The organism is Kitasatospora sp. RG8 (assembly GCF_017813315.1).
GTDB lineage: Bacteria > Actinomycetota > Actinomycetes > Streptomycetales > Streptomycetaceae > Kitasatospora.
In genome coordinates this window covers 87,253-109,588 of sequence record NZ_JAGIYX010000006.1, presented here as the reverse complement: position 1 = coordinate 109,588, position 22,336 = coordinate 87,253, and the positions used below count along the sequence as shown (strand labels likewise).

Genomic DNA, 22,336 nt, shown 5'->3' with positions numbered 1-22,336 from the left:
AAAGCTGCTAGTTTCTGTCCTATTTTGTCCTGCAGTCTGATCTACTACCCGGTGACGTTACCCGAGGGGTGACCGCACTCCGAGTACCGCCGTTCCGACGCGCACGTGTGTCGCCCCGGCGGCAACGGCCTGCTCCAGGTCGCCGCTCATTCCTGCGGAGACCATGGTGGCAGCCGGATGGGCCGCCCGTACGGCGGTTGCGATTTCCGCCAGCCGCCCGAACGCCCGGGCCGGGTCTCCGGCGAGCGGTCCGGCGAGCGGGGCGACGGTCATCACACCGTCCAGCCGCAGCCCGGGCGCGTCGGCGATCGCCTCGGCCAGCGCCTCGACGTCCGCCGGGGCGACCCCGGCCCGGCCCTCGCCCTCGCCGTGCTCCTTCTCCAGCGCGACCTGCACCAGGCAGCCCAGCTCCGGCCGCCCGGACGCCCCCACCGCCGCGGAGAGCGACCCGACCAGCCGCAGCCGGTCGACCGAGTGCACGTGGTTCGCGTACCGGACCACCGAACGGACCTTGTTGGTCTGCAGCTGGCCGACGAAGTGCCAGGCCAGCGGAAGGTTTCCGCACAGCTCCGCCTTGGGGGCGGCGTCCTGGTCGCGGTTCTCCGCGACGTCGGTGACGCCCAGCGCGGCCAGCAGCGCGGTGTCCTCGGCCGGGTACGTCTTGGTGACGACGACCAGCTTCACCTCGTCACGCGCCCGCCCGGCCGCCGCGCAGGCGTCGGAGATCCGCCGCTCGACGACGTCGAGGTTGGTGCCGAGCTGCTCGTACCTGGCCCGCTGGCCCTCCGTCAGGGCGTCGAGGAACTCGGGGCTGCCCGGGAACGGTCCGTAGATGTCGTTCGTCATGAGATGTCAGAGCCCAACCAGACGTAGCTCGCGAGCCGGCCCGTGCGCTGCTCGCGGCGGTAGGAGTAGTGATCGGAAGATTCGAGGGTGCAGACCGATGATCGCACCAACTCGGTGACTCCCGCAGCGGCCAGCTGGGCCGCCACTCCCTCCGGCAGGTCCAGGGCCGGAGTGCCCCAGGACGTCTCGGCGTACGCGGCCGGCACCAGCCCGGCGACCTCGGCGCGCAGTGCGGCCGGCACCTCGTAGCAGCGGCCGCAGACCGCGGGCCCGATCGCGGCGGTGATCCGCCCCGGCTCGGCGCCCAGCCCGACCATGGCCGCGACCACCGCCGGCACCACGCCCGCGGCGAGCCCGGGCCGGCCCGCGTGGGCCGCCCCCGCCACGCCCGCCACCGGGTCGGCCAGCAGGACCGGGGTGCAGTCGGCGGTCAGCACCGCCAGCGCCAGCGGCCGGTCGGTGACCACCGCGTCCACGACCGGGGCCTCCCCGGCCGGCTGGCGCTCCGTGACCACGGCGACGTCCGCGCCGTGGACCTGGTTCATCCAGACCACGTCCGCCGGGTCGAGGCCCAGCGAGCGGGCCGCGACCGCCCGGTTCTCCCGGACGGCGGCCGGGTCGTCCCCCACCGCACCGCCGAGGTTCAGCTCCCCGTACGGCGAAGTGCTCACCCCGCCCCACCGGGTGGTGAAGGCGAAGTGAGCACCGTTGCGGGACGTGCGATCGATCACTTAAGGAAGTCCGGGACGTCGAGCTCCTCGGCGGGGCTCTCCACGAACGGCTGCCGCGCGGGCTGCACCTGCGGAGGCACCGGGGCGGCGGTCGCGGTGGCCGGGGCCTCGGACGGGCGCGGCGCGCCGGCCGTCTCACCCTCCGGGCGGGCCGTCACCGAGCCGATGCTCCCGTACGAGGGCCGGCTCGCCGGACGCTCGGGGGCGGGGGCCGGCGCCGCGGCCGGGGCCGTCTGGCCGGCCTTGACCACCGGGTCGCGGACGATGGCCGGCGGCTGGCCGCCGTCGAAGCCCGCGGCGATCACGGTGACGCGGACCTCGTCGCCGAGCGCGTCGTCGATGACCGCACCGAAGATGATGTTGGCCTCGGGGTGCGCGGCCTCGCTGACCAGCTGGGCGGACTCGTTGATCTCGAACAGGCCGAGGTCGGAGCCGCCGGAGATGGAGAGCAGGACACCGCGGGCGCCGTCGATCGAGGCCTCCAGCAGCGGCGAGGAGATCGCCATCACGGCGGCCGCCTTGGCGCGGTCCTCCCCGCGGGCCGAACCGATTCCCATCAGCGCCGAGCCGGCGTCCGACATCACGGACTTGACGTCGGCGAAGTCGAGGTTGATCAGACCCGGGGTGGTGATCAGGTCGGTGATGCCCTGGACGCCCGAGAGCAGCACCTGGTCGGCGGAGCGGAACGCGTCCAGCACGCTGACCTGGCGGTCCGAGATGGACAGCAGCCGGTCGTTGGGGATCACGATCAGGGTGTCGACCTCTTCGCGCAGGCCGGCGATGCCGTCCTCCGCCTGGTTCGCCCGGCGGCGGCCCTCGAAGGTGAACGGGCGGGTGACCACGCCGATGGTCAGCGCGCCGAGCGAGCGGGCGATGTTGGCGACGACCGGCGCGCCGCCCGTGCCGGTACCACCGCCCTCGCCGGCCGTCACGAAGACCATGTCGGCCCCCTTGAGGACCTCCTCGATCTCCTCGCGGTGGTCCTCGGCGGCCTTGCGGCCGACCTCGGGGTTGGCGCCGGCGCCGAGGCCCCGGGTGAGTTCACGGCCCACATCGAGCTTGACGTCGGCGTCGCTCATCAGGAGGGCCTGCGCATCGGTGTTGATCGCGATGAACTCGACGCCCTTGAGACCGACCTCGATCATCCGGTTGATGGCGTTGACACCACCGCCGCCGATACCGACGACCTTGATGACTGCGAGGTAGTTCTGCGGTGCTGCCACGTCGAAGGCCTCTCGCCTCGAATTTCCGGGTCGGCCCGGCTCCCGGTGGGGTGCCGTTCCGACGGATGTCGATGGGTAGGGAGCCTGGTTTCTGACTGAATGTCTGAAATGCCGACCGCCGACCCCAACCCTAAACTTGACCTTTAGGGTTAGTCCTGTGCCCCCGTCACATCACCAGGAAGCACAGTCTGGTGACACAGGACACTAGGTGGCCCCGGGCACGTGTTTCAACGAACACGCCGAGCTTCCCTTTTTCTTTTGAGCCTATGTGATCATCAACCGGCTTATGAAACCGGGGTGACCACCAAGGGTCGGGCCGACACGAAACCCGCGTCAACCCCTCCCCCAGACAGAGAACCTACCGGATCATCCGGACACCGCCGGCGCCTCCGGAGCGCTCACATCGAAGTTCGTACCCTTCTGATGCAGCAGCGCCACCAGGACCCGGGCCTTGCGATCGGTCTGCTCCGGACTCCCCCAGCGCACCGTCGCACCCCCGCTGAGCTGCAACTGGATGTCGTCGTAGGAGTGCACCAGCATCGACCCGGCCCGCTGCCGGACCTCGTCGGGCAGGCCGGCGGCCACCGCCACCGCGCCCTGCACCAGCTGCGAACGGGAGATCACCTGGTCCGCGTCCCGGGCCGGCTGACCGAGCCGCAGCTCCACCACCGGCACCCCCTCGGGGGCGGCCGACTCGGTGGCGAAGCTCACGCCCCCCGCGTCGACCTGGGTGAACCGGCCGTCCTCCTCCTTGACGACGGCGACCGGCCTGCGCTGGACGATCTTCACCTGGAGGGTGTGCGGCCAGCCGCGCCAGACCTCGGCCCCGGCCACCCGCGGGATCGCCTTCACCCGCCGCTCGACGCCGGCCAGGTCCACCCGGGCCAGCGGGCCGTCGCCGACCGTGCCGATCGCCGCGCGGACCTGGTCGGCCGTCAGCTTGTCGTCCTGCACGCCCTGCACCGAGACGCTGCGCACGTCCAGCACCGACGAGAGGAACACCAGCCAGGCCAGCCCGCCGAGCACCAGGGCGCCGAGCGCACCCAGCACCACGACGCCCCGCCGGGAGAGCCGGAGCCGGGGAGCGTACTCCCCGGCCTCCAGCTCCTCGTCCAGGGGGTCGGCGAGCCGGCCGTCAGCCACGACGGCGGCCGCCCCGGGCTGCCTCGATCGCCTCGTACACCATGCCGACCAGCAGCTCGTCGGCGTCCCGGCGGCCGAACTCGGCGGCGGACCGGCTCATGTCCCAGAGCTTCTGCGGGTCGGTGAGGACCGGCAGGACGTTCTGCAGCACCCAGTCCGGGGTCAGCTCCGCGTCGTCGACGAGCAGGCCGCCGCCGGCCTTGACCATCGGCTGGGCGTTCAGCCGCTGCTCGCCGTTGCCGATCGGCAGCGGGACGAAGGCGGCGGGCAGGCCGACCGCGGCCAGCTCGGCCACCGTCATGGCACCGGCCCGGCAGAGCATCAGGTCGGCGGCGGCGTACGCGAGGTCCATCCGGTCGACGTACGGGACCGGGCGGTACGGCGGCATCCCGGGGATGTCGTCCACCTGCGGCAGCTCGTTCTTCGGGCCGACCGCGTGCAGGATCTGCACGCCGTACTGCTGGAGCCGCGGCGCGATCGCGGTGACGGTCTCGTTGAGGCGGCGGGCGCCCTGCGAACCGCCGGAGACCAGCAGGGTGGGCAGGCGCTGGTCGAGGCCGAAGTAGTGCCGGGCCTCCGGGCGGGCCGCGTTGCGGTCCAGCGTCGCGATGGTCCGGCGCAGCGGGATGCCGATGTACCGGGAGTCGCGCAGCTTGCTGTCCGGCGTGGAGACGGCGACGAAGTCGCTGTACCGGGCGCCGATCTTGTTGGCCAGGCCGGGCCGGGCGTTGGCCTCGTGCACCACGATCGGCACGCCGGCCCGCTTGGCGGCCAGGTAGGCCGGCATCGCGACGTAGCCGCCGAAGCCGACCACCACGTCCGCGTTGACCCGCTCGATGATCTCCTGGGCGGCCCGGACGGTGCCGCGCAGCCGGCCCGGGACGGTGATCAGCTCGGGGGTGGGCTTGCGGGGCAGCGGGACGGCCGGGATCAGCTCCAGCTGGTAGCCGCGCTCGGGTACCAGCCGGGTCTCCAGGCCGCGTTCGGTGCCCAGGGCGGTGATCCCGATGGACGGGTCGTGCCTGCGGAGGGCGTCCGCGAGGGCGAGGGCCGGCTCGATGTGACCGGCGGTCCCCCCGCCGGCGAGTACGACATGCACCGAAATTCACCGCTCCCTGCGCGCCGGCACCGGGGCCGGGCGCGCTGTGGTTCGTCGTCGTGGCAGCACCCGGGCCAGTCGTCTCCTGATCCGGGAGTTCTTGCTCCGGGCGGCCAGGGCCGCCTTCGCGCCCGAGGTGCTGCGTGCGAGGCAGAGCAGCACACCGATCGCGGACATGGCCGACAGCATGGCGGAACCGCCGTAGGAGAACAGCGGGAGCGGGACGCCCGCGATGGGCAGCAGTCCCAGCGCCGACCCGAGGTTGATCACGGCCTGCGCCATGATCCACGTGGTGGCGGCTCCCGCGGCGTACCTGACGAAGGGGTCCTTCGTACCGATGGCCACACGGATACCCGCGTAGCCTAGTGCCGCAAAGAGACCGATCACCGACAGCGTCCCCACCAGGCCCAGTTCCTCGCCGGTCGCGGCGAAGATGAAGTCGGTGTGCGCCTCCGGGAGCTGGCCCCATTTCTCGACGCCGGCGCCGAGTCCGGAGCCGAAGAGACCGCCGAGCCCGAACGAGTAGACCCCGTGCAGGGCCTGGAAACAGGCGCCGGCCGGGTCGAGCTTGGTGACGCCGATGCAGGAGAGCCGTTCGGCCCGGTGCGGGACGGTCACCACCAGGGCGGTGCACACCACGACGGCGACGCCGAGGGTGGCCACGAAGAGCCGCAGCGGGGCGCCGACCATCCAGAGCAGGCCGAACAGCATGGCCACCAGGATCATCGAGGTGCCCATGTCACCGCCGAGCATGATCATCGCGAGCAGCAGCAGGGCGCCGGGCACCAGCGGCACGAGCAGGTGCTTCCACTGGTCGAGGGTGCCGTTGCGCTGCTTGCGGGCGAGCAGGTCGGCGCCCCAGAGCACCAGTGCGAGTTTGGCGAACTCGGACGGCTGGAACTGGAAGAAGCCCAGGTCCAGCCAGTTCCGGTTGCCGTTGACCTCCACCCCGACGCCGGGGATGGCGACCAGCGCCAGCGCGCCGATCACCCCGAGCATCACCGGGTAGACGATCACCCGCAGCACCGCGACCGGGACGGACGCGAAGCCGATCAGCAGGACGAGGCCGAGCATGGCCGCGACCAGCTGTTTGAGGAAGTAGAACTGTGCCGAGCGGTGCTGGCCCAGGGCGAGGATCTGCGAGGCGGAGAAGACCATCAGCAGGCCGAGCACCACCAGCAGCAGCGTCGAGCCGATGATCAGCAGATAGGGCGTGAGCGGCCGGTCCAGCGTGTACCGCAGGCGGGCCCGGAAGGCCTGCACGCGGGCCACCGGCCCGGCCGACTTGTAGGAGGTCGTGGTGGCCGAGATCACCCGCCACGGATCGGCCGGGCCCTTCTCCGGCGCACCGGTACCGCCCGCCCTGCCCTGCCCCGCCACCACGCCCCGCTCTCCTCCGTCCTCGCCCCGCCCGCCTCCCGGCCGCGGCCCCGGGGCCCGCTCGGCCGGGGGCCGTCAGCTGCCCGCCAGCCCCCGGACCGCCGCCGCGAAGAGGTCGCCGCGCTCGCCGTAGTTGGTGAACATGTCCATCGAGGCGCAGGCCGGGGCCAGCAGCACCGTGTCCCCCGATCGGGCGAGTGAGGCGGCCGCGCGGACCACCTCCGTCATCGCCACCGCGCCAGTCTGGCCCTCGGCGGCCTCGATGACCGGGACATCCGGCGCGTGTCGCGCCAGGGCCTCCCGGACCAGCGCGCGGTCCTCGCCGATCAGCACCGCGCCGCGCAGCCGCTCGGCCGCGCCCTGGACGAGGTCGTCGAAGGTGGCGCCCTTGGCCAGGCCGCCGGCGATCCAGACGATCGGCCGGTACGCGGCCAGCGAGGCCGCGGCGGCGTGCGTGTTGGTGGCCTTGGAGTCGTCGATGTAGGTGACGCCGTCGACCACGCCGACCTCGGCGATCCGGTGGGCGTCCGGGCGGAAGGCCCGCAGGCCCTCGCGGACGGCCTTGGGGTCGACCCCGTACGCCCGGGCGAGGGCGGCGGCGGCGAGCGCGTTGGCGATGTTGTGCGGCGCCGGCGGGTTGACGTCCTCGACGGACCCCAGCTCGGCGGCGCTCTTGGCCCGGTCCAGCACGAAGGCGCGGTCCACCAGCAGGCCGTCGACCACGCCGAAGTTCGACAGGCCGGGCGCCCCGAGGCCGAAGCCGACCGCCCGGCACCCCTCCTCGACGTCGGCCTCGCGGACCAGCGCCTCGGTGGCCGGGTCGGCCAGGTTGTAGACGCAGGCGACGACGTTGCCCTCGTAGATCCGGCCCTTGTCGGCGGCGTACGCCTCCATCGAGCCGTGCCAGTCCAGGTGGTCCGGCGCCAGGTTGAGGACGGCCGCCGAGTACGGGCGCAGCGAGGGCGCCCAGTGCAGCTGGTAGCTGGAGAGTTCGACCGCGAGCACGTCGTACGGCTCGTCGGCGAGCACCGCGTCCAGCACCGAGACCCCGACGTTGCCGACGGCGGCGGTGCGCCGGCCCGCGGCGGTGAGGATCGAGGCGAGCATCTGGACGGTGGTGGTCTTGCCGTTGGTGCCGGTGACGGCCAGCCAGGGGGCGGGCTCGCCGGTGGCCGGCAGCGGCCTGCGCAGCCGCCAGGCGAGTTCGACGTCGCCCCAGACCTCGATGCCGGCCGCGTCGGCGGCGGCGAACAGCGGGCTGTTGGGCGGCCAGCCGGGCGAGGTGACGATCAGCCGGGTGCCCTCGGGCAGGCTGTCGCCGTCGCCGAGGCGCACGGTGATGCCCTGGGCCGTCAGCTCGGCGGCGCGGGCCTTCAGGCCCTCGCTCGAACCGCCGTCCACGACGGTGACGTGGGCGCCGAGGCCGTGCAGCACGCGGGCGGCGCTGATCCCGGAGACGCCGAGGCCGGCGACGGTGACCGGCAGTGCGGCCCAGTCGGGGTTGGTCATCCGGTCACCCATCCCGCGTAGAAGAGGCCGAGGCCGACGGCCACGCAGAGGCCCTGGATGATCCAGAAGCGGACCACGATCAGGACCTCGGTCCAGCCCTTGAGTTCGAAGTGGTGCTGCAGCGGGGCCATCTTGAAGACGCGCTTGCCGGTCATCCGGAAGGAGCCGACCTGGATGATCACCGAGAGGGTGATGATCACGTAGAGGCCGCCGAGCAGCGCGAGCAGCAGCTCGGTGCGGGAGCAGATCGCCAGGCCGGCCAGGGCGCCGCCGAGGGCGAGCGAGCCGGTGTCACCCATGAAGATCTTGGCGGGCGAGGTGTTCCACCAGAGGAAGCCGAAGCAGGAGCCCATCAGGGCGGCGGCGACCACCGCGAGGTCCAGCGGGTCGCGCACGTCGTAGCAGTTGGCGGTGGCCGAGATGGCGTAGGCGCAGCTCTGGCCGTACTCCCAGACGCCGATGAAGGTGTAGGCGCCGAAGACCATCACCGAGGCGCCGGTCGCCAGACCGTCCAGACCGTCCGTCAGGTTCACGCCGTTCGACATCGCGGCGATCATGAAGTAGGCGAAGATCACGAACAGCACCGGCCCGATGGACCACTTGAAGTCCCGGACGAACGACAGGTGCTGGGAGGCCGGGGTGAGACCGCGGTCGTCGGCGAACTGCATCGCCAGCCCCGCGAAGATGAGGGCGACGGCGGACTGGCCGACGAGCTTGGCCTTCGCCCGCAGGCCGAGCGAGCGGCGCTTGACGACCTTGATGTAGTCGTCGAGGAAGCCGACCAGGCCCAGACCCACCGTCAGGAAGAGCACCAGCAGCCCGGAGGCGGTCGGGGTCTCGCCCGTTATCGCCTTGGTGGCGAAGTAGGCGATGACCGTCGCCAGGATGAAGGCGATGCCGCCCATGGTGGGCGTGCCCTTCTTGCTGTGGTGCGCCTTGGGGCCGTCGTCGCGGATGTACTGGCCGTAGCCGTGCTTGGCGAGCAGCTTGATCAGGGCCGGGGTGCCGAGCAGCGACAGGACCAGGCCGATCATGCCGGAGAAGAGGATCTGCTTCATCAGGCGGCCGCACCGTCCGCGAGCAGCGCCTCGGCAACCTTCTCCAGCCCCACCGAGCGGGAGGCCTTCACCAGGACCACATCCCCCGGCAGCAGCTGACTGCGCAGCAGCTCGACCGCCGCGTCCGCGTCGGACACCAGCACCGACTCCTCACCCCACGAACCTTCGTTCCTCGCGCCCAGTTCCATGCAGGCCGCCTCGCGACCGCCGACCGCCACCAGCTTGGTGACGTCCAGCCGTACCGCGAGCCGCCCGATGGCGTCGTGCTCGGCCAGGCTCTCCTCGCCGAGCTCCCGCATCTCGCCGAGCACCGCCCAGGTCCGGCGGCGCTCCGGGCCGCGGCCCCCCATCGAGACCAGCGCCCGCAGCGCGGCCCGCATCGAGTCGGGGTTCGCGTTGTAGGCGTCGTTGACGACGGTGACACCATCGGCCCGGTCGACGACCTCCATGCGCCAGCGGGACAGCGCACCCGCCTCGCTCAGTGCTTCGGCGGTGTCGTCGACGGACATCCCGAGCTCCACCGCCACCGCAGCGGCGGCGAGGGCGTTCGAGACGTGGTGCTCACCGTACAGGCGCAGGTTCACCGGTGCGGAACCGGCTGGGGTGGTCAGCGTGAACGATGGCCGTCCGGTGGAGTCCAGGCGAACATCCTGTGCCCGGACGTGGGCCTCCTTCGACTCCCCGAAGAGGACCACCCTCGCCTTCGTCCGGGAGGCCATCGCGCGCACCAGCGGGTCGTCGGCGTTGAGGATCGCCGCACCGTCCGCCGGCAGCGACTCGACCAGCTCGCCCTTGGCCTCGGCGATCGCCTCCTTCGAGCCGAACTCGCCGACGTGCGCGGTGCCGACGTTCAGCACCAGGCCGATCCGGGGCGGGGTGATCGAGGTGAGGTACTCGATGTCGCCCTTGTGCCGGGCGCCCATCTCCATCACCAGGTGCCGGGTGCCGGCCTCGACCCGCAGCGCGGTCATCGGGTGGCCGATCTCGTTGTTGAGCGACCCGGGCGGGTAGACGGTCTCGCCGTGGCGCTGGAGCAGCTGGGCGATCAGGTCCTTGGTGCTGGTCTTGCCGGCCGAGCCGGTCAGCGCGACCACGGTGGTGGCCTCGGCCCGGGCGACCACGGCGCGGGCCAGCTTGCCGAGCGCGTCCACCACGCTGTCGACCAGGACGGCGGGAACGCCGACCGGGCGGGAGGCGAGCACCGCGACGGCGCCCGCCGCGACCGCGGTGGTCGCGTACTCGTGGCCGTCCACGTGCTCGCCGACGAAGGCCGCGAAGAGGCCGCCGGGGCGCACCTTCCGCGAGTCGACCTCGACCGGACCGGTCACCTGGGTTCCGGGGTCGGCGCCGTCCAGGGTGCCCCCGACTGCTGCGGCCACCTCGGCGAGGGTCAGTGCGATCACTGCTGCTCTACTCCTCGGTCGCCCCGGGCGGCCGTGGTCTGCGTGATGGATTCGCGCAGCACCTCCCGGTCGTCGAAGGGGCGGATCTCGTCTCGTACGTACTGGCCGAGCTCGTGGCCCTTGCCGGCCACCAGCACGGTGTCCCCGGCCTGGGCGCGCGCCACCGCGAGGTGGATCGCCTCGGCACGGTCGGGCACCACCAGGACGGCGCCGCGCTCGGACTCCGGCACCGAGGCGGCGCCGGTCAGCATGGTGGCGAGGATCGCCAGCGGGTCCTCGCTGCGCGGGTTGTCGCTCGTCAGCAGGGCGGTGTCGGCCAGGCGGGCGGCGATGGCGCCCATCGGGGCGCGCTTGTGCGGGTCGCGGTCCCCGCCGCAGCCGATCACCACGTGCAGCCGGCCCTTGGTGACCTCGCGCAGCGAGCCGAGGACGGCCTGCAGGGCGTCCGGCTTGTGGGCGTAGTCGACCACCGCGACGTACGGCTGTCCGGCGTCGACCCGCTCCAGCCGGCCCGGCACACCGGGCACCGCGGCGATCCCGGCGACGGCCTGCTCCAGCGGCAGCCCGGCGGTGACCAGCAGGGTGATCGCGGCCAGCGCGTTGGCCACGTTGAACGGGCCGGGCAGCGGGACGGCCGCGTCGGCCTCGGCGCCGTCAGGGCCGAGCACCCGGAAGGTCGAGCCGACCGGGCCGAGCTGGACGTCGACCGCCCGCCAGTCGGCCTCGGGCGCGCCGGTGGCGGAGAAGGAGGTGACCGGGATCTCCGCCTCGGCGACCAGCCGACGCCCGTACTGGTCGTCCAGGTTGGCCACCCCGAGGCGGGACTTGCCGGGCTGGAAGAGCCGGGCCTTCGCCTGGAAGTAGTCCTCCATGTCCGGGTGGAAGTCGAGGTGCTCGGGGGTGAGGTTGTTGAACAGCGCGACGTCGTAGACCACGCCGTCGGTGCGGCCGAAGACCAGCGCGTGGCTGGAGACCTCCATGGTCACCGCGTCCGCGCCGGCCTCGCCCATCACGGCGAGGATCGCGTGCAGGTCGGTGGCCTCGGGGGTGGTCCGCTCGCTCTTGATCCGCTCGCTGCCGACCCGCATCTCGACGGTGCCGATCACCCCGGGGTTGCGCCCGGCGCCGCGCAGGCCGCCCTCGACCAGGTAGGAGGTGGTGGTCTTGCCGTTGGTCCCGGTCAGCCCGATCATCAGCAGCCGCTCGGAGGGCCGGCCGTAGACGGCGGCGGCCAGCTCGCCCATCCGGGCCCGCGGCCGGTCGACCACCAGCAGCGGCAGGCCGGTGCCGGCCGCCAGCTCGGCGCCGGCGGGGTCGGTGAGCATCGCCACCGCGCCCGCCGCCGCGGCCTGGGCCGCGAAGGCCGCGCCGTGGTGGTTGGCGCCCGGGAAGGCCACGTACACATCGCCCGGGCGCACCGCGCGGGAGTCGTGGGTGACACCGGTGACCGGGCCCCCCTCGACCGGCGCGAGGCCGAGCAGACGGGCCAGCCCGGCGAGCGGCTGGGCCTGGGCCCGGGCGGGCCGGGGCGGAGTCACGGTGGTTTGATCGGGTTTCGGCACGGCGGGAAGGCTATCCGCCGAAGGGTGCCCAGGGCCAAACCGGGCCCGTGCCGTGCCGTCGTCCCGCCCGGTGTGCTGGTGGCTCATGGTCGATCACGGCTTCCAGTCGACGGGCAGGTTGGGTGCCTCGCTGCCGCTCGGCGGGACCTGCAGGGTCTTCAGGGTGAACTCCATCACCTGTTTGAACACCGGACCGCAGAGCTGGCCGCCGAAGTGGCCGTTGACCGGTTTCTGGATCACGCAGGAGACGGTGACCCGGGGTGCGTCGGCGGGCGCGAACCCGATGAAGGACGCGGTGTAGCCGTCGTAGCCCTTCCCGTTCGCCGCCGCCCGGTTGGCGGTACCGGTCTTTCCGGCCACCCGGTAGCCGGGGACCGCGGCCTTGCCGCCGGTGCCCTGCTCGTCGGTGACCACCGACTCCAGCATCTCGGTGAGGGTCTTGGCGGTCTGCTCGCTGACCACCCGGGTCTGCGCCCCGGGTGCGGCCGGGGTGTACTTGCCGTCCGGCGAGGTGGTGCCCTGGACGACGCTCGGCGCCACCCGGACGCCCCCGTTGGCGATGGTGGAGTAGACCGAGGTGGCCTGCAGGGCGTTGAGGGTCATCGGGCCCTGGCCGAAGGTGATGTTGTACTTCTCCGAGGCCACCAGGTCCTCCGGCTTCTTCAGCTTCCCGGCGGTCTCGCCGGGGAAGCCGAGGCCCGAGGGCTGGGCGACGCCGAACTTGTGGAGGTAGCCGTCGAGCACCCGGTTGGCCTCCGGCTGGTCGGCGCCGAGCGTCTCGAAGGCCTCGATGGTGCCGATGTTGGAGGACTTGGCGAGCACCCCGGCGAGGGTCAGGTACCAGGTGTCGTGGTCGACGTCGTCCTGGAAGTTGACGTCCGCGCGCTGGAGCCGGCCCGGCACCGTCACCTTGGTGTCCCAGGTGGCCTTGCCGGTGTCCAGCACGGCGGCCATGGTCATCAGCTTGGCGGTGGAGCCGGGCTCGTAGGCGTCCTGCAGGGCCGCGTTCCCGAGCTGGGAGGACTTGGCCGTGCTGAGGTCGTTGGGGTTGAAGCCGGGCGAGGTGGCCATCGCCAGCACCTGGCCGGTCTTCACGTCCTGGACGACGACGTAGCCCTTCTCCGCCCCGGCGTTGGCGACCTGGTCGGTGATGGCGCGCTGGGCGGCCCACTGGATGTCCCGGTTGATGGTCAGCCGCAGGTCGGTGCCTGGCACGGCCGGGTCCAGCGAGCCCCCGGCGGTGGGCACCAGCCGGCCGCCGGACTGGGCGTAGCTGCTGTGGCCCTCCTTGCCGGCCAGCACCTTCTGGTACTGCGACTCCAGGCCGCCGGCGCCCTCGCCCTCGGCGTTGACGAAGCCGACCAGGTTGGCGGCCAGCCCGTCCGAGGGGTAGACCCGCTTCTGGGTGTCCCGGTTGAAGACCCCGGCCAGCGGGTTGAAGCACTCGTTGTCCAGCCTGGTCCGCCCGCCCTCGTCCACGGGCTTGTTCAGCAGGCGCCGCTGGGCCACGCAGGAGCGGGAGTTGGCCTGCTTCTCCAGGGTCGACTTGAGGTCGCTGATCTGGTTCTTGACGTCCGGGGTCTGCTGGGCGGCGAGCCGCTTGTAGCGGCTCTTGGGGGTGTGCAGGTCGGCGGCGATCCGCTCCTTGGGCAGGCCGAGGATCGGTGCGAGCAGCGCGGCCGCCTGCTCGGGCGCGTCCGGGATGCCGGCCGCGCCGGGGGTGAACATCGCCGGGTCGGCGGTGATGTCGTACGCGTCGACGGTGGTGGCCAGGGCCACGCCGTCGGCGGACGTTATCGAGCCGCGTTCGGCGGTGATCGGGATGTCCAGGTAGCGGTTGGTGTTGGCGTCGGCGGCCAGCGCGTCGGAGTCCAGCAGCTGGAGCTGGACCAGGCGGCCGGCGAAGACCGAGAACACCAGGGAGAGCGCCACGGTGACCACCCGGAGCCGGCGGCGTGGATCGGCCAGCCGGATCGCCTTGGACTGCGGGCGCTGCGGCGGGCGGGATTTCGGGCGCGGCCGGCCGGACGCCTGGCCGTGGACCGGCGGGCGGGCGGCCGGGCGGCGCTGCTGCGGCGTCCGGGGGGCCTCGCCCTGCCGGCTGCGGACCGCCCGGTCCGCGGCCGGCTGCTTCGCGGGCTGGGCCTTCGCGGACTGGGCCTTCGCCGCCGGTGCCTTCCCCGGCTGGGCCTTGGGCGGCTGCTGCGAGCGCGCGGGCTGCGGTTTGGCGGGCTGCTGCCTGCCGGGCTGCGCCTTGCCGGACTGGCCGCGCGCGGCCTGGCGCGGCGCGGCGCCCTTGGCGGCGGGCCTGGGGCGGCCGGTGCCGCCACCGCCTCCGCCTGACGGCTGTCGTGGCGTGCTCATGCCCCCACCTCGCTGCGCCCGGCGGGCGCGTCGTACGCCCCCTGCCCGGTCCGCTCGTTCCGTTGGCTCATCGGCCCGCACCCCCGGTCGCGGTCGGCGCCGGCCGCGGCGCGGGGACGGCGGGGTTGATCTGGACGGTGGTGTCGCCGCCGCCCGCGGGGGCCGTCGGCGCGGCGGCGCTCGGCTGGGCGCTCGGCGAGGGCTGCGGCTTCCCCGGCCACGGCTCCGCGGTGGACCGTTTCACCGGCTGGCCGTCCTGCGCCGGGGCGGGCGTGCCGAGCACCTTGCCCCCGTTCGGGACGTCCAGGAAGGCCATCCCGCCGGCCGGCACCATGCCCAGCTCGGCGGCCCGGCGCGCCAGCGCGTCCGGCGCGGAGTTCTGGTCGATCTGGTGCTGGAGGCCCTGCTGCTCGTCGGTGAGCACGGTGGTCTGCCGCTGGAGCCTGGAGAGTTCGAAGGAGCCCTCGTTGAGCGCGGTGTTCAGCGCCAGCAGGCCGAGCAGCCCGGCCGCGAGCAGGACCACCACCAGGACCGCGAACGGCGTCCGCCCCCGTACCGGGCGCCGCCCGGGGCGGACCGTGATCCGCGCCCTGCCGCCCTGCCCGGGGAGCACCGCGCCCCCCGCCCCGCCTCCGGCCACCGGCCCCACGCTGTCTCCTCCGCCCTTCGGACCGCCCCGGCCTGGTCAGCCCCGGGTGGTGCTTCGGTCCCTGATCCTCTCCGCCACCCGCAGCCGCACGGGCGCGGCGCGCCGGTTCTCCTCGATCTCCTCCTCGGTGGCCAGCTCGGCACCGCGGGTGATCAGCTTCAGCCAGGGCTGGTGCTCCTCGGGGACGAACGGCAGCCCCGGCGGGGCGGTGCTGGTCGCCCCGGCGGCGAGGTACTGCTTGACCAGGCGGTCCTCCAGCGACTGGTAGGACATCACGACGATCCGACCGCCCAGCGCCAGGGCGTCCAGTGCGCCCGGGATCGCCCGGTCCAGGACCTCCAGCTCGCCGTTGACCTCGATCCGCAGCGCCTGGAAGGTGCGCTTGGCCGGGTTCCCGCCGGTGCGGCGGGTGGCGGCCGGAATGGCGTTGCGCACCAACTCGACCAGACGCGCACTGGTGGTGAACGGTTCCTTCTCGCGCTCGCGCACGATCACCGAGGCGATCTTCCCGGCGAACCGCTCCTCGCCGTAGACCTTGAGGATCCGGGCCAGCTGGCCGTGGGTGTAGGTGTTCAGCACCTCGGCCGCGCTCAGGCCGCGGGTCTGGTCCATCCGCATGTCGAGCGGGGCGTCCTGGGAGTAGGCGAAGCCGCGCTCGGCCTCGTCCAGCTGCATCGAGGAGACGCCGAGGTCGAACAGGACGCCCTGCACCTCGGGGATGCCGAGGCGCTCCAGCACCTCGGGGATCTCGTCGTAGACGGCGTGCACCAGGGTCGCCCGGTCGCCGAACCGGGCGAGCCGCTCGCCGGAGAGCTTCAGCGCCGCCGGGTCGCGGTCCACCGCGACCAGCCGGACCTCCGGGAACTGGGTCAGCAGGGCCTCGCTGTGCCCGCCGAGGCCGAGGGTGGCGTCCACCACCACGGCCCCCGGCTGCGAGATGGCCGGGGCCAGCGCGTCCATGCACCGCTGCAACATCACGGGGACGTGCTTGGGGGCCGGATCATTGGTGGTCATGCGCGGTGGCGCCCTTCCTCGGTGCGGAGCAGCCCGATGTCCGGGAGCTCCGACCATTTTGGCCCACTGCGCACCGGAACCGGCGCCTGGGGGGAGCAGCCCGGGCCGGGACGCGGCCCGTGGTCCCCGCCCGCTCTGGGGAAGGTCGTGACCGCCCGGCACCGGGGAAGGTGCGCCAGGTGGCACGGAGCGGGTGGAGGCCACGGGCCGCGTCGGCCGCCGCACCGGCCGGAAAGGCCCGGTTGACGGGCTCCGGCGGGTGTGCTCCACTGCGCCGCAACTCTATCGCGCGGACCCCGCCAGTCAATGGCCCGCTCCGGCGCACCACCCGGGCGGCGGTACGGATCACCGCAGGTCGCGGCCTTCCCGCCAGCCCGCCGGCACCGTCTCCCGGGGTCGCGCGGCGGCCTCGCGCGCCCCGTTCGTCCCGGCAGTGCCCCCGTGGCCCTCCCGGCACCCCCGCCCCGTCGTCCCGGTACCCGGGCCCGGCCCTCCCGGCATCCGCACGGGGCGGACATATCCGGACGGAACGACCTCCGGGGCCGTCGGGTTGTGGATATGCACTCGATCACAGCCACCCGCTCTGTAGCCACTGACCCCACCACGGACGGGAGAATCGCACTAACGTCTCCGGTATGACAGTGACTCCCGACCGGCCCACGCCGACCGCCGCTGCCGACGCCACCCACCCGACCATCATCGACCGCTTCGTCGCGTCCAACCGCGAGTACGCGGTGACCTTCCGCGACGGCGGCATGGACGCCCGCCCGGTCCAGCAGATCGCCGTGGTCGCCTGCATGGACGCCCGCCTCGACCTGTTCGCGGCACTCGGCCTCGAACTGGGCGACGCCCACGTCATCCGCAACGCCGGCGGCGTCGTGACCGACGACACCATCCGCTCGCTCACCATCAGCCAGCGCGCCCTCGGCACCCGCTCCGTCGCACTGATCCACCACACCGGCTGCGGCCTGCTCGGCCTCACCGAGGACTTCCGGCGCGAGCTGGAGCTGGAGGTCGGCCAGCGCCCGCAGTGGGCGGTGGAGGCCTTCGTCGACCTGGACGGCGACGTCCGGCAGTCCATGCAGCGGGTGCGCACCTCGCCGTTCCTGCTGCACACCGACGACGTGCGCGGCTTCGTCTTCGACGTCCACACCGGACTGCTCCGCGAGATCTCCTGACCCCGTCCCCGCTCCCCGGCACCGCCGCCGGCCCGGCCAGCGCCGTCCGGGCCACGCCGCGGCGTTCCCGTCGCACCCGGGTGCCGCCTCCCCGGCGCATCCCTCCCCCTTCCCCCGGCGCTTCCCCGCCGGATGGTGACTTCTGGCCACCGCCCGGGGGAGAATGCGCCTGCCGGTCTGACCCCGAACCACCTGGGGCGGCCAGGCCGCAGGCCGTCCCCCGGCACCGGTTCCCGCGCGGAACCGCTCCTGGAGGGGCCGCGTCAAGCAGGGGTGGGGGCCGGCCTCGGGGTGAGGTGGGCGCAGCGTGCCAGGGAGCGTACGGGTGACGAGCTACAACGATCAGGCCGGTCTCGAAGGTCGTACGGGAGGCGATCAGCCGACGCCCGGCTACCACCACCCGGTCGGCCTGCCGGAGCTCGCCGCCGTCGTGGACCGGGTGCGGGCCAACATCGAGAGCGTGATCGAGGGCAAGCCCGAGGCCGTCCGGATCGCCCTGACCGTGCTGCTCGCCGAGGGCCATCTGCTGCTGGAGGACGTGCCCGGCGTCGGCAAGACGATGCTGGCCAAGGCGCTGGCCCGGTCCGTCGACTGCACCGTGCGACGCATCCAGTTCACGCCCGACCTGCTGCCCTCGGACGTCACCGGCACCAACATCTTCGACCAGCACCAGCGCGACTTCGAGTTCCGCCCGGGCGCGATCTTCGCCCAGATCGTGGTCGGCGACGAGATCAACCGCGCCTCGCCGAAGACCCAGTCCGCGCTGCTGGAGTCGATGGAGGAGCGCCAGGTCACCATCGACGGCACCAGCTACGAGCTGCCCTCGCCGTTCATGGTGGTGGCCACCCAGAACCCGGTCGAGATGGAGGGCACCTACGCCCTCCCGGAGGCCCAGCGGGACCGCTTCATGGCGCGGATCTCGATGGGCTACCCGAGCCCCGAGGCCGAGCTCGCCATGCTCGACGTGCACGCCGGCGCCAGCCCGCTGGAGGACCTCCAGCCGGTCGCGCACGCCGCCGACATCCTCAAGCTGGTCGACCTGGTGCGCACCGTCCACATCGCCGACCCGGTCCGCCGCTACGCCGTCGACCTGGTCGGCGCCACCCGCACCAGCCACGAGCTGCGCCTGGGCGCCTCGCCGCGCGCCACCCTGCACCTGGTGCGGGCCGCCCGCGCCGCCGCCGCGCTGGACGGACGCGACTACGTCACCCCGGACGACATCCAGCGCCTCGCCGTCCCGGTGCTCGCCCACCGTCTGATGCCGACCGCCGAGACCCAGCTCAGCCGCCGCACGTCCGAGCAGATCGTGGCCGACCTCGTCGCCCGTCTGCCGCTGCCGCGCCCGCAGGGCGGCCCGGCCGTCCGGAGGGGCTGAGGTGGGGCCGTCCGACGCACCGTCGGGCCTGCGCGCCGGCCTGCGCGGCCTCACCACCCGGGGCCGCTCCTTCCTCGCCGCCGGGGTCACCGCGGTGGTCTGCTCCTACGTGCTGGACCAGGACGCGCTGCTGCGCGTCGGCGTGCTGCTCGCGGCCCTGCCGCTGGCCGCCGCGGTGCTGCTGGCCAACACCCGCTACCGGGTGGCCAGCGGCCGGCGGCTCTCCCCCCGGCGGGCCGTGGCCGGCCAGGAGGCCCGGGTCCACCTGCGGGTGGACAACGTCTCCCGGGTGCCGACCGGCCTGCTGCTGCTGGAGGACAAGGTCCCGTACGTGCTCGGGCCGCGCCCGCGGTTCGTGCTGGACCGGATCGAGCCGCGCGGCAACCGCGAGGTGTCCTACCGGGTCCGCTCCGACCTGCGCGGCCGCTACCCGCTCGGGCCGCTCCAGCTGCGGCTCTCCGACCCGTTCGGGATGTGCGAGCTGAACCGCTCGTTCTCCGCCTCCGACGTGCTCACCGTGGTGCCGCAGGTCCAGGCCCTGCCGCAGGTGCGGCTCAGCGGCGAGTGGGTCGGCCAGGGCGAGAGCCGCACCCGCACCCTGGCCCTGGCCGGGGACGACGACGTCATCCTGCGCGAGTACCGGCACGGCGACGACCTGCGCCGGGTGCACTGGAAGTCCACCGCCCGGTACGGCGAGCTGATGGTCCGCCGCGAGGAGCAGCCGCAGAAGGCCCGCGCCACCGTGCTGCTCGACACCCGCGAGACCGGCCACCGCGGCAGCGGCCCCGCCTCCTCCTTCGAGTGGGCGGTCGGCTGCGCCGCCTCGGTCGCCGTGCACCTCCTGGAGCGCGGCTACCAGACCCGGCTGCTCACCGACACCGGCCACTGCGTCCCCGGCCCGGACGCCGGCGGCGGCAACACCGCGGCCGACGCCTCCGGCCTGATCCTGGACGCGCTCGCGGTGGTCGACCTCTCCGACGGCGGCGGGCTCTCCCGTGCCGAGGAGCCCCTGCGGACCGCCGGCGAAGGCCTGCTGGTCGCCGTCCTGGGCGACCTCGACGAGGCGCAGACCGCCCGGCTGGCACGGCTGCGCAACCGCACCGGCGGCGCCGTGGTCTTCCTGCTCGACTCCGGCACCTGGACCGGCCTGCGGATGCTCGCCCCGGACACCGGCGGCGACGAGTTCCGCTCCCGCGTCCGCCAGCTGCGCGAGGCCGGCTGGACGGTCCTACCGGTCCGCGCCGGTGACTCCGTCCCCGACCTGTGGCAGGCCGCCGACGCGGCCGGGTCGTCCTCCCCCTACCGAGAAGAGGCCGGCGCGTGACCACCCGGGCCAAACTGACCGTGTACTCGGCGCTGGCAACCGCCCTGGCCTCGCTCTGCCTGACCCCGCTGCTCACCGGCAAGAGCTGGATCGTCTACGCCCTGCTGGTGGTCGTCGCGGTCGCCGGGTCCGGCGCGGGCCTGCGCCGGACGCCCTTCTACCGCTGGACGGTGCCGCTCGGGCAGCTGCTCGTCCTCTTCGTCCTGCTGCTGGTCGGCTTCGCGAGCGCCACCAACCGCTTCGGCGGCATGCTGCCCGGCCCCGAGTCGGTGCGCACCCTCGGCCAGGTCCTCGGCAACGGGCTGGACGACATCCGGGAGTACGCCATCCCGGCCCCGCCCAACCCGGGCCTGCGGCTGATCCTGGTCTCCTCCGTCGGGCTGATCGCCATCGCCGTGGACGCCGTCGCGGTGACCTACCGGCGCTCGGCGCTGGCCGGCCTGCCGCTGCTGGCGCTCTACTCCGTCGGAAACGGACTGGCGGGCGACCGGGGCAGCTGGGTCTGGTTCGGGCTCGCCTCCGTCGGCTACCTGGTCCTGCTCTTCGCCGAGGGCCAGGACCGCGTCTCCCGCTGGGGCCGGGTCTTCCGCGGCACCTCGCGCGGCGCCGAGGGCGGCACGCTCAGCCTCAGCGGCCAGCGCGTCGGCGTCCTGGCGCTGGCGCTGGCGCTGCTGGTGCCGGCGTTCCTGCCGCGCTGGGACGGCGGCCTGATCCACACCGGCCCCAAGGGCGCCGCGGCCGGCACCGGCGCCGGGGGCGTCACCAGCCTCGACCCGCTGGTGACCCTGGAGTCCGCGCTGACCAAGCCCAGCGACATCGAGCTGCTCACCTACCGGATGGACAGCACCCTCGCGGACACCGCCTACCTGCGCACCGGTTCGCTGGACGTGTTCGACGGCGCCGCGTGGAAGCTGGGCAGCCCCGCCACGACCGACTTCAAGGGCACCTTCGCGCCCCCGGAGGGGCTGCGCGACCTCGGCGTCCCGACGGTCCCGGGCGACTTCCAGGTCACCAACAACCTGGACTCCGCCTGGCTGCCGATGCCCTACCCGGCCAAGAACGCCACCGTCCCGAACCCCGGCAGCTGGAAGGTGGACACCCTCACCGGCACCGTCCAACCGGCCGCCGGCAAGGAGAAGGCGATCAAGGGCCTGCACTACCAGGTCACCGCGTACGACGTCCGGCCCACCGCCGAGGAGCTGCGCCAGGCGCTGCCCGCCCGGCCGCAGATCGCCGGGCACTACACCGGCCTGCCCGGGGACCTGCCGTCCGTCGTCCGCCAGCAGGCCCAGGCGGTCACCAGCAAGGCGTCCACCGCGTACGACAAGGCGCTGGCGCTCCAGGACTGGTTCACCGGCCCCGACTTCACCTACACCACCCAGATCAAGTCCGGCACCGGCAACGACGCGATCGTGGAGTTCCTGCGCAACCGCAAGGGCTTCTGCGTGCACTTCGCCTCCACCATGGCGGCGATGGCCCGCACCCTGGGCATCCCCTCCCGCGTCGCGGTCGGCTTCACGCCGGGCAACGCCAAGGGCGGCGACCTGTACTCGGTCAACGGGCTGATGTACCACGCGTGGCCCGAGCTGTACTTCGAGGGCTTCGGCTGGACCCGCTTCGAGCCCACCAAGGGCGTCGGGGTGGCTCCCCGCTACACCGAGCCGGTCGCCGCGCCCACCAGCGCGCCGACCACCGCGCCCACCGCCGCCGCGCAGAGCACCGCGCCGGTCGCGGTGCCCTCCAGCAGCAGCGACTGCGACCCGAAGCTGCGCCGGACGGGCGACTGCGGGGACCAGCGGAAGGGGGCCGCCGGCGCCCACGAGGATTCCTGGCTGCTCTCCTGGCAGGTGCTGTCCACCCTGGCCGCGGTCCTGGTGGTGATCGCGCTGCTGCTCACCCCGATGCTCTGGCGGACGCTGCTGCGCCGCCGGCGGCTCGGCGCGGGCGGGCGGCGCCGGCCCGGCGGTGACGGCCCGGCGGAGCTGACCGACGAGCAGGTGCTGGCCGCCTGGGACGAGCTGATCGACTCCGCCTGGGACCTCGGCATCCCGCCGGACGAGTCGCGCACCCCGCGCGCCGCCGCCCGCCGGATCTCCGAGACCGCCGAGCTGGACGAGGCGTCGGCGGCCGCCGCCGGCCGGGTGGCGCTGGCCACCGAGCGGGTGCTCTACGCCCGGTCCGCCCAGGTGTCGGCGCCGCTGGCGGCGGACGTCCGGACCGCCCGGGACGGCCTGCGGGCCGGCGCGGGCCGGGCCGGGCGGACCAGGGCGGTGCTGCTGCCGCCGTCCTCGGCCAAGCTCTGGTGGAAGCTCTCCGACGCGGTGCTGGGCGTGCGGCTCGCGGCCCGCCGGCGGGCGGCCCGGGTGGCCGGCGCGGTCACCGGTCCGGTCCGCCGGGCCTGGGACCGGCTGCGGCGCCGGGGCGGCACGGACGGGACGGAGTCCTGATCCCGGCGTCCTGAGACGGGATGCGCCGAGG

At 73.6% G+C, this 22,336-nt stretch carries 17 protein-coding genes; 4 read left to right on the top strand and 13 right to left on the bottom strand.

What is annotated here, in order from left to right:
* Nucleotides 1–57 precede the first annotated feature (57 nt).
* The 13 genes from J5Y04_RS12005 to rsmH all read right to left on the bottom strand — a co-directional run bounded on the left by J5Y04_RS12005 (nucleotide 58) and on the right by rsmH (nucleotide 15,981).
* Nucleotides 58–846 (bottom strand): YggS family pyridoxal phosphate-dependent enzyme, encoded by a 789-nt coding sequence (locus tag J5Y04_RS12005; RefSeq protein ID WP_209411955.1) that lies wholly within the window; start codon nucleotides 844–846, stop codon nucleotides 58–60.
* On the bottom strand, nucleotides 843–1,577 hold the full coding sequence (gene pgeF, locus J5Y04_RS12000) for a peptidoglycan editing factor PgeF (protein WP_209411954.1): 735 nt from the start codon (nucleotides 1,575–1,577) through the stop codon (nucleotides 843–845). The genes J5Y04_RS12005 and pgeF overlap by 4 nt, the downstream gene beginning before the upstream one ends.
* Nucleotides 1,574–2,800: a cell division protein FtsZ gene (gene ftsZ, locus J5Y04_RS11995; RefSeq protein WP_209411953.1), complete on the bottom strand. Its 1,227-nt coding sequence runs from the start codon at nucleotides 2,798–2,800 to the stop codon at nucleotides 1,574–1,576. The genes pgeF and ftsZ overlap by 4 nt, the downstream gene beginning before the upstream one ends.
* Before the next feature lie 366 nt (nucleotides 2,801–3,166).
* Nucleotides 3,167–3,943 carry an FtsQ-type POTRA domain-containing protein gene (locus J5Y04_RS11990; protein WP_209411952.1) on the bottom strand — a complete coding sequence of 259 codons (777 nt, stop codon included), beginning with the start codon at nucleotides 3,941–3,943 and terminating at the stop codon, nucleotides 3,167–3,169.
* A complete protein-coding gene (gene murG, locus J5Y04_RS11985) occupies nucleotides 3,936–5,042 on the bottom strand; it encodes an undecaprenyldiphospho-muramoylpentapeptide beta-N-acetylglucosaminyltransferase (protein WP_148645515.1) in 1,107 nt (368 codons plus the stop codon). The genes J5Y04_RS11990 and murG overlap by 8 nt, the downstream gene beginning before the upstream one ends.
* Before the next feature lie 6 nt (nucleotides 5,043–5,048).
* The gene (gene ftsW / locus J5Y04_RS11980; RefSeq protein WP_209412110.1) at nucleotides 5,049–6,356 is read right to left on the bottom strand and encodes a putative lipid II flippase FtsW; all 1,308 of its coding nucleotides are present in this window, start codon (nucleotides 6,354–6,356) and stop codon (nucleotides 5,049–5,051) included.
* A 141-nt stretch (nucleotides 6,357–6,497) separates the two neighbouring features.
* A complete protein-coding gene (gene murD / locus J5Y04_RS11975) occupies nucleotides 6,498–7,931 on the bottom strand; it encodes a UDP-N-acetylmuramoyl-L-alanine--D-glutamate ligase (protein ID WP_209411951.1) in 1,434 nt (477 codons plus the stop codon).
* Nucleotides 7,928–8,989 carry a phospho-N-acetylmuramoyl-pentapeptide-transferase gene (gene mraY / locus J5Y04_RS11970; protein WP_209411950.1) on the bottom strand — a complete coding sequence of 354 codons (1,062 nt, stop codon included), beginning with the start codon at nucleotides 8,987–8,989 and terminating at the stop codon, nucleotides 7,928–7,930. Before mraY ends, murD begins: the two co-directional genes overlap by 4 nt.
* Complete coding sequence (gene murF / locus J5Y04_RS11965) at nucleotides 8,989–10,392, bottom strand: UDP-N-acetylmuramoyl-tripeptide--D-alanyl-D-alanine ligase (RefSeq protein WP_209411949.1); 1,404 nt, start codon at nucleotides 10,390–10,392, stop codon at nucleotides 8,989–8,991. Before murF ends, mraY begins: the two co-directional genes overlap by 1 nt.
* Nucleotides 10,389–12,041, bottom strand: a complete 1,653-nt coding sequence (locus J5Y04_RS11960; protein ID WP_209411948.1) for a UDP-N-acetylmuramoyl-L-alanyl-D-glutamate--2,6-diaminopimelate ligase — start codon at nucleotides 12,039–12,041, stop codon at nucleotides 10,389–10,391. The genes murF and J5Y04_RS11960 overlap by 4 nt, the downstream gene beginning before the upstream one ends.
* Before the next feature lie 6 nt (nucleotides 12,042–12,047).
* Complete coding sequence (locus J5Y04_RS11955) at nucleotides 12,048–14,318, bottom strand: penicillin-binding protein 2 (RefSeq protein ID WP_209411947.1); 2,271 nt, start codon at nucleotides 14,316–14,318, stop codon at nucleotides 12,048–12,050.
* Nucleotides 14,319–14,385: 67 nt separating this feature from the next.
* Nucleotides 14,386–14,967, bottom strand: a complete 582-nt coding sequence (locus J5Y04_RS11950) for a cell division protein FtsL (protein WP_374105996.1) — start codon at nucleotides 14,965–14,967, stop codon at nucleotides 14,386–14,388.
* 36 nt (nucleotides 14,968–15,003) lie between these two features.
* Nucleotides 15,004–15,981, bottom strand: a complete 978-nt coding sequence (gene rsmH / locus J5Y04_RS11945) for a 16S rRNA (cytosine(1402)-N(4))-methyltransferase RsmH (protein WP_209411946.1) — start codon at nucleotides 15,979–15,981, stop codon at nucleotides 15,004–15,006.
* A gap of 635 nt (nucleotides 15,982–16,616) precedes the next feature.
* Between rsmH and J5Y04_RS11940 the strand changes: the two genes are divergently transcribed.
* The 4 genes from J5Y04_RS11940 to J5Y04_RS11925 all read left to right on the top strand — a co-directional run bounded on the left by J5Y04_RS11940 (nucleotide 16,617) and on the right by J5Y04_RS11925 (nucleotide 22,305).
* Nucleotides 16,617–17,159, top strand: a complete 543-nt coding sequence (locus J5Y04_RS11940) for a carbonic anhydrase (RefSeq protein ID WP_209411945.1) — start codon at nucleotides 16,617–16,619, stop codon at nucleotides 17,157–17,159.
* A 409-nt stretch (nucleotides 17,160–17,568) separates the two neighbouring features.
* Nucleotides 17,569–18,534 (top strand): MoxR family ATPase, encoded by a 966-nt coding sequence (locus J5Y04_RS11935; protein ID WP_209412108.1) that lies wholly within the window; start codon nucleotides 17,569–17,571, stop codon nucleotides 18,532–18,534.
* A gap of 1 nt (nucleotide 18,535) precedes the next feature.
* Nucleotides 18,536–19,858 (top strand): DUF58 domain-containing protein, encoded by a 1,323-nt coding sequence (locus J5Y04_RS11930; protein ID WP_307853070.1) that lies wholly within the window; start codon nucleotides 18,536–18,538, stop codon nucleotides 19,856–19,858.
* A complete protein-coding gene (locus J5Y04_RS11925) occupies nucleotides 19,855–22,305 on the top strand; it encodes a DUF3488 and transglutaminase-like domain-containing protein (RefSeq protein WP_209411944.1) in 2,451 nt (816 codons plus the stop codon). Before J5Y04_RS11930 ends, J5Y04_RS11925 begins: the two co-directional genes overlap by 4 nt.
* The last annotated feature ends 31 nt before the right edge of the window (nucleotides 22,306–22,336 follow it).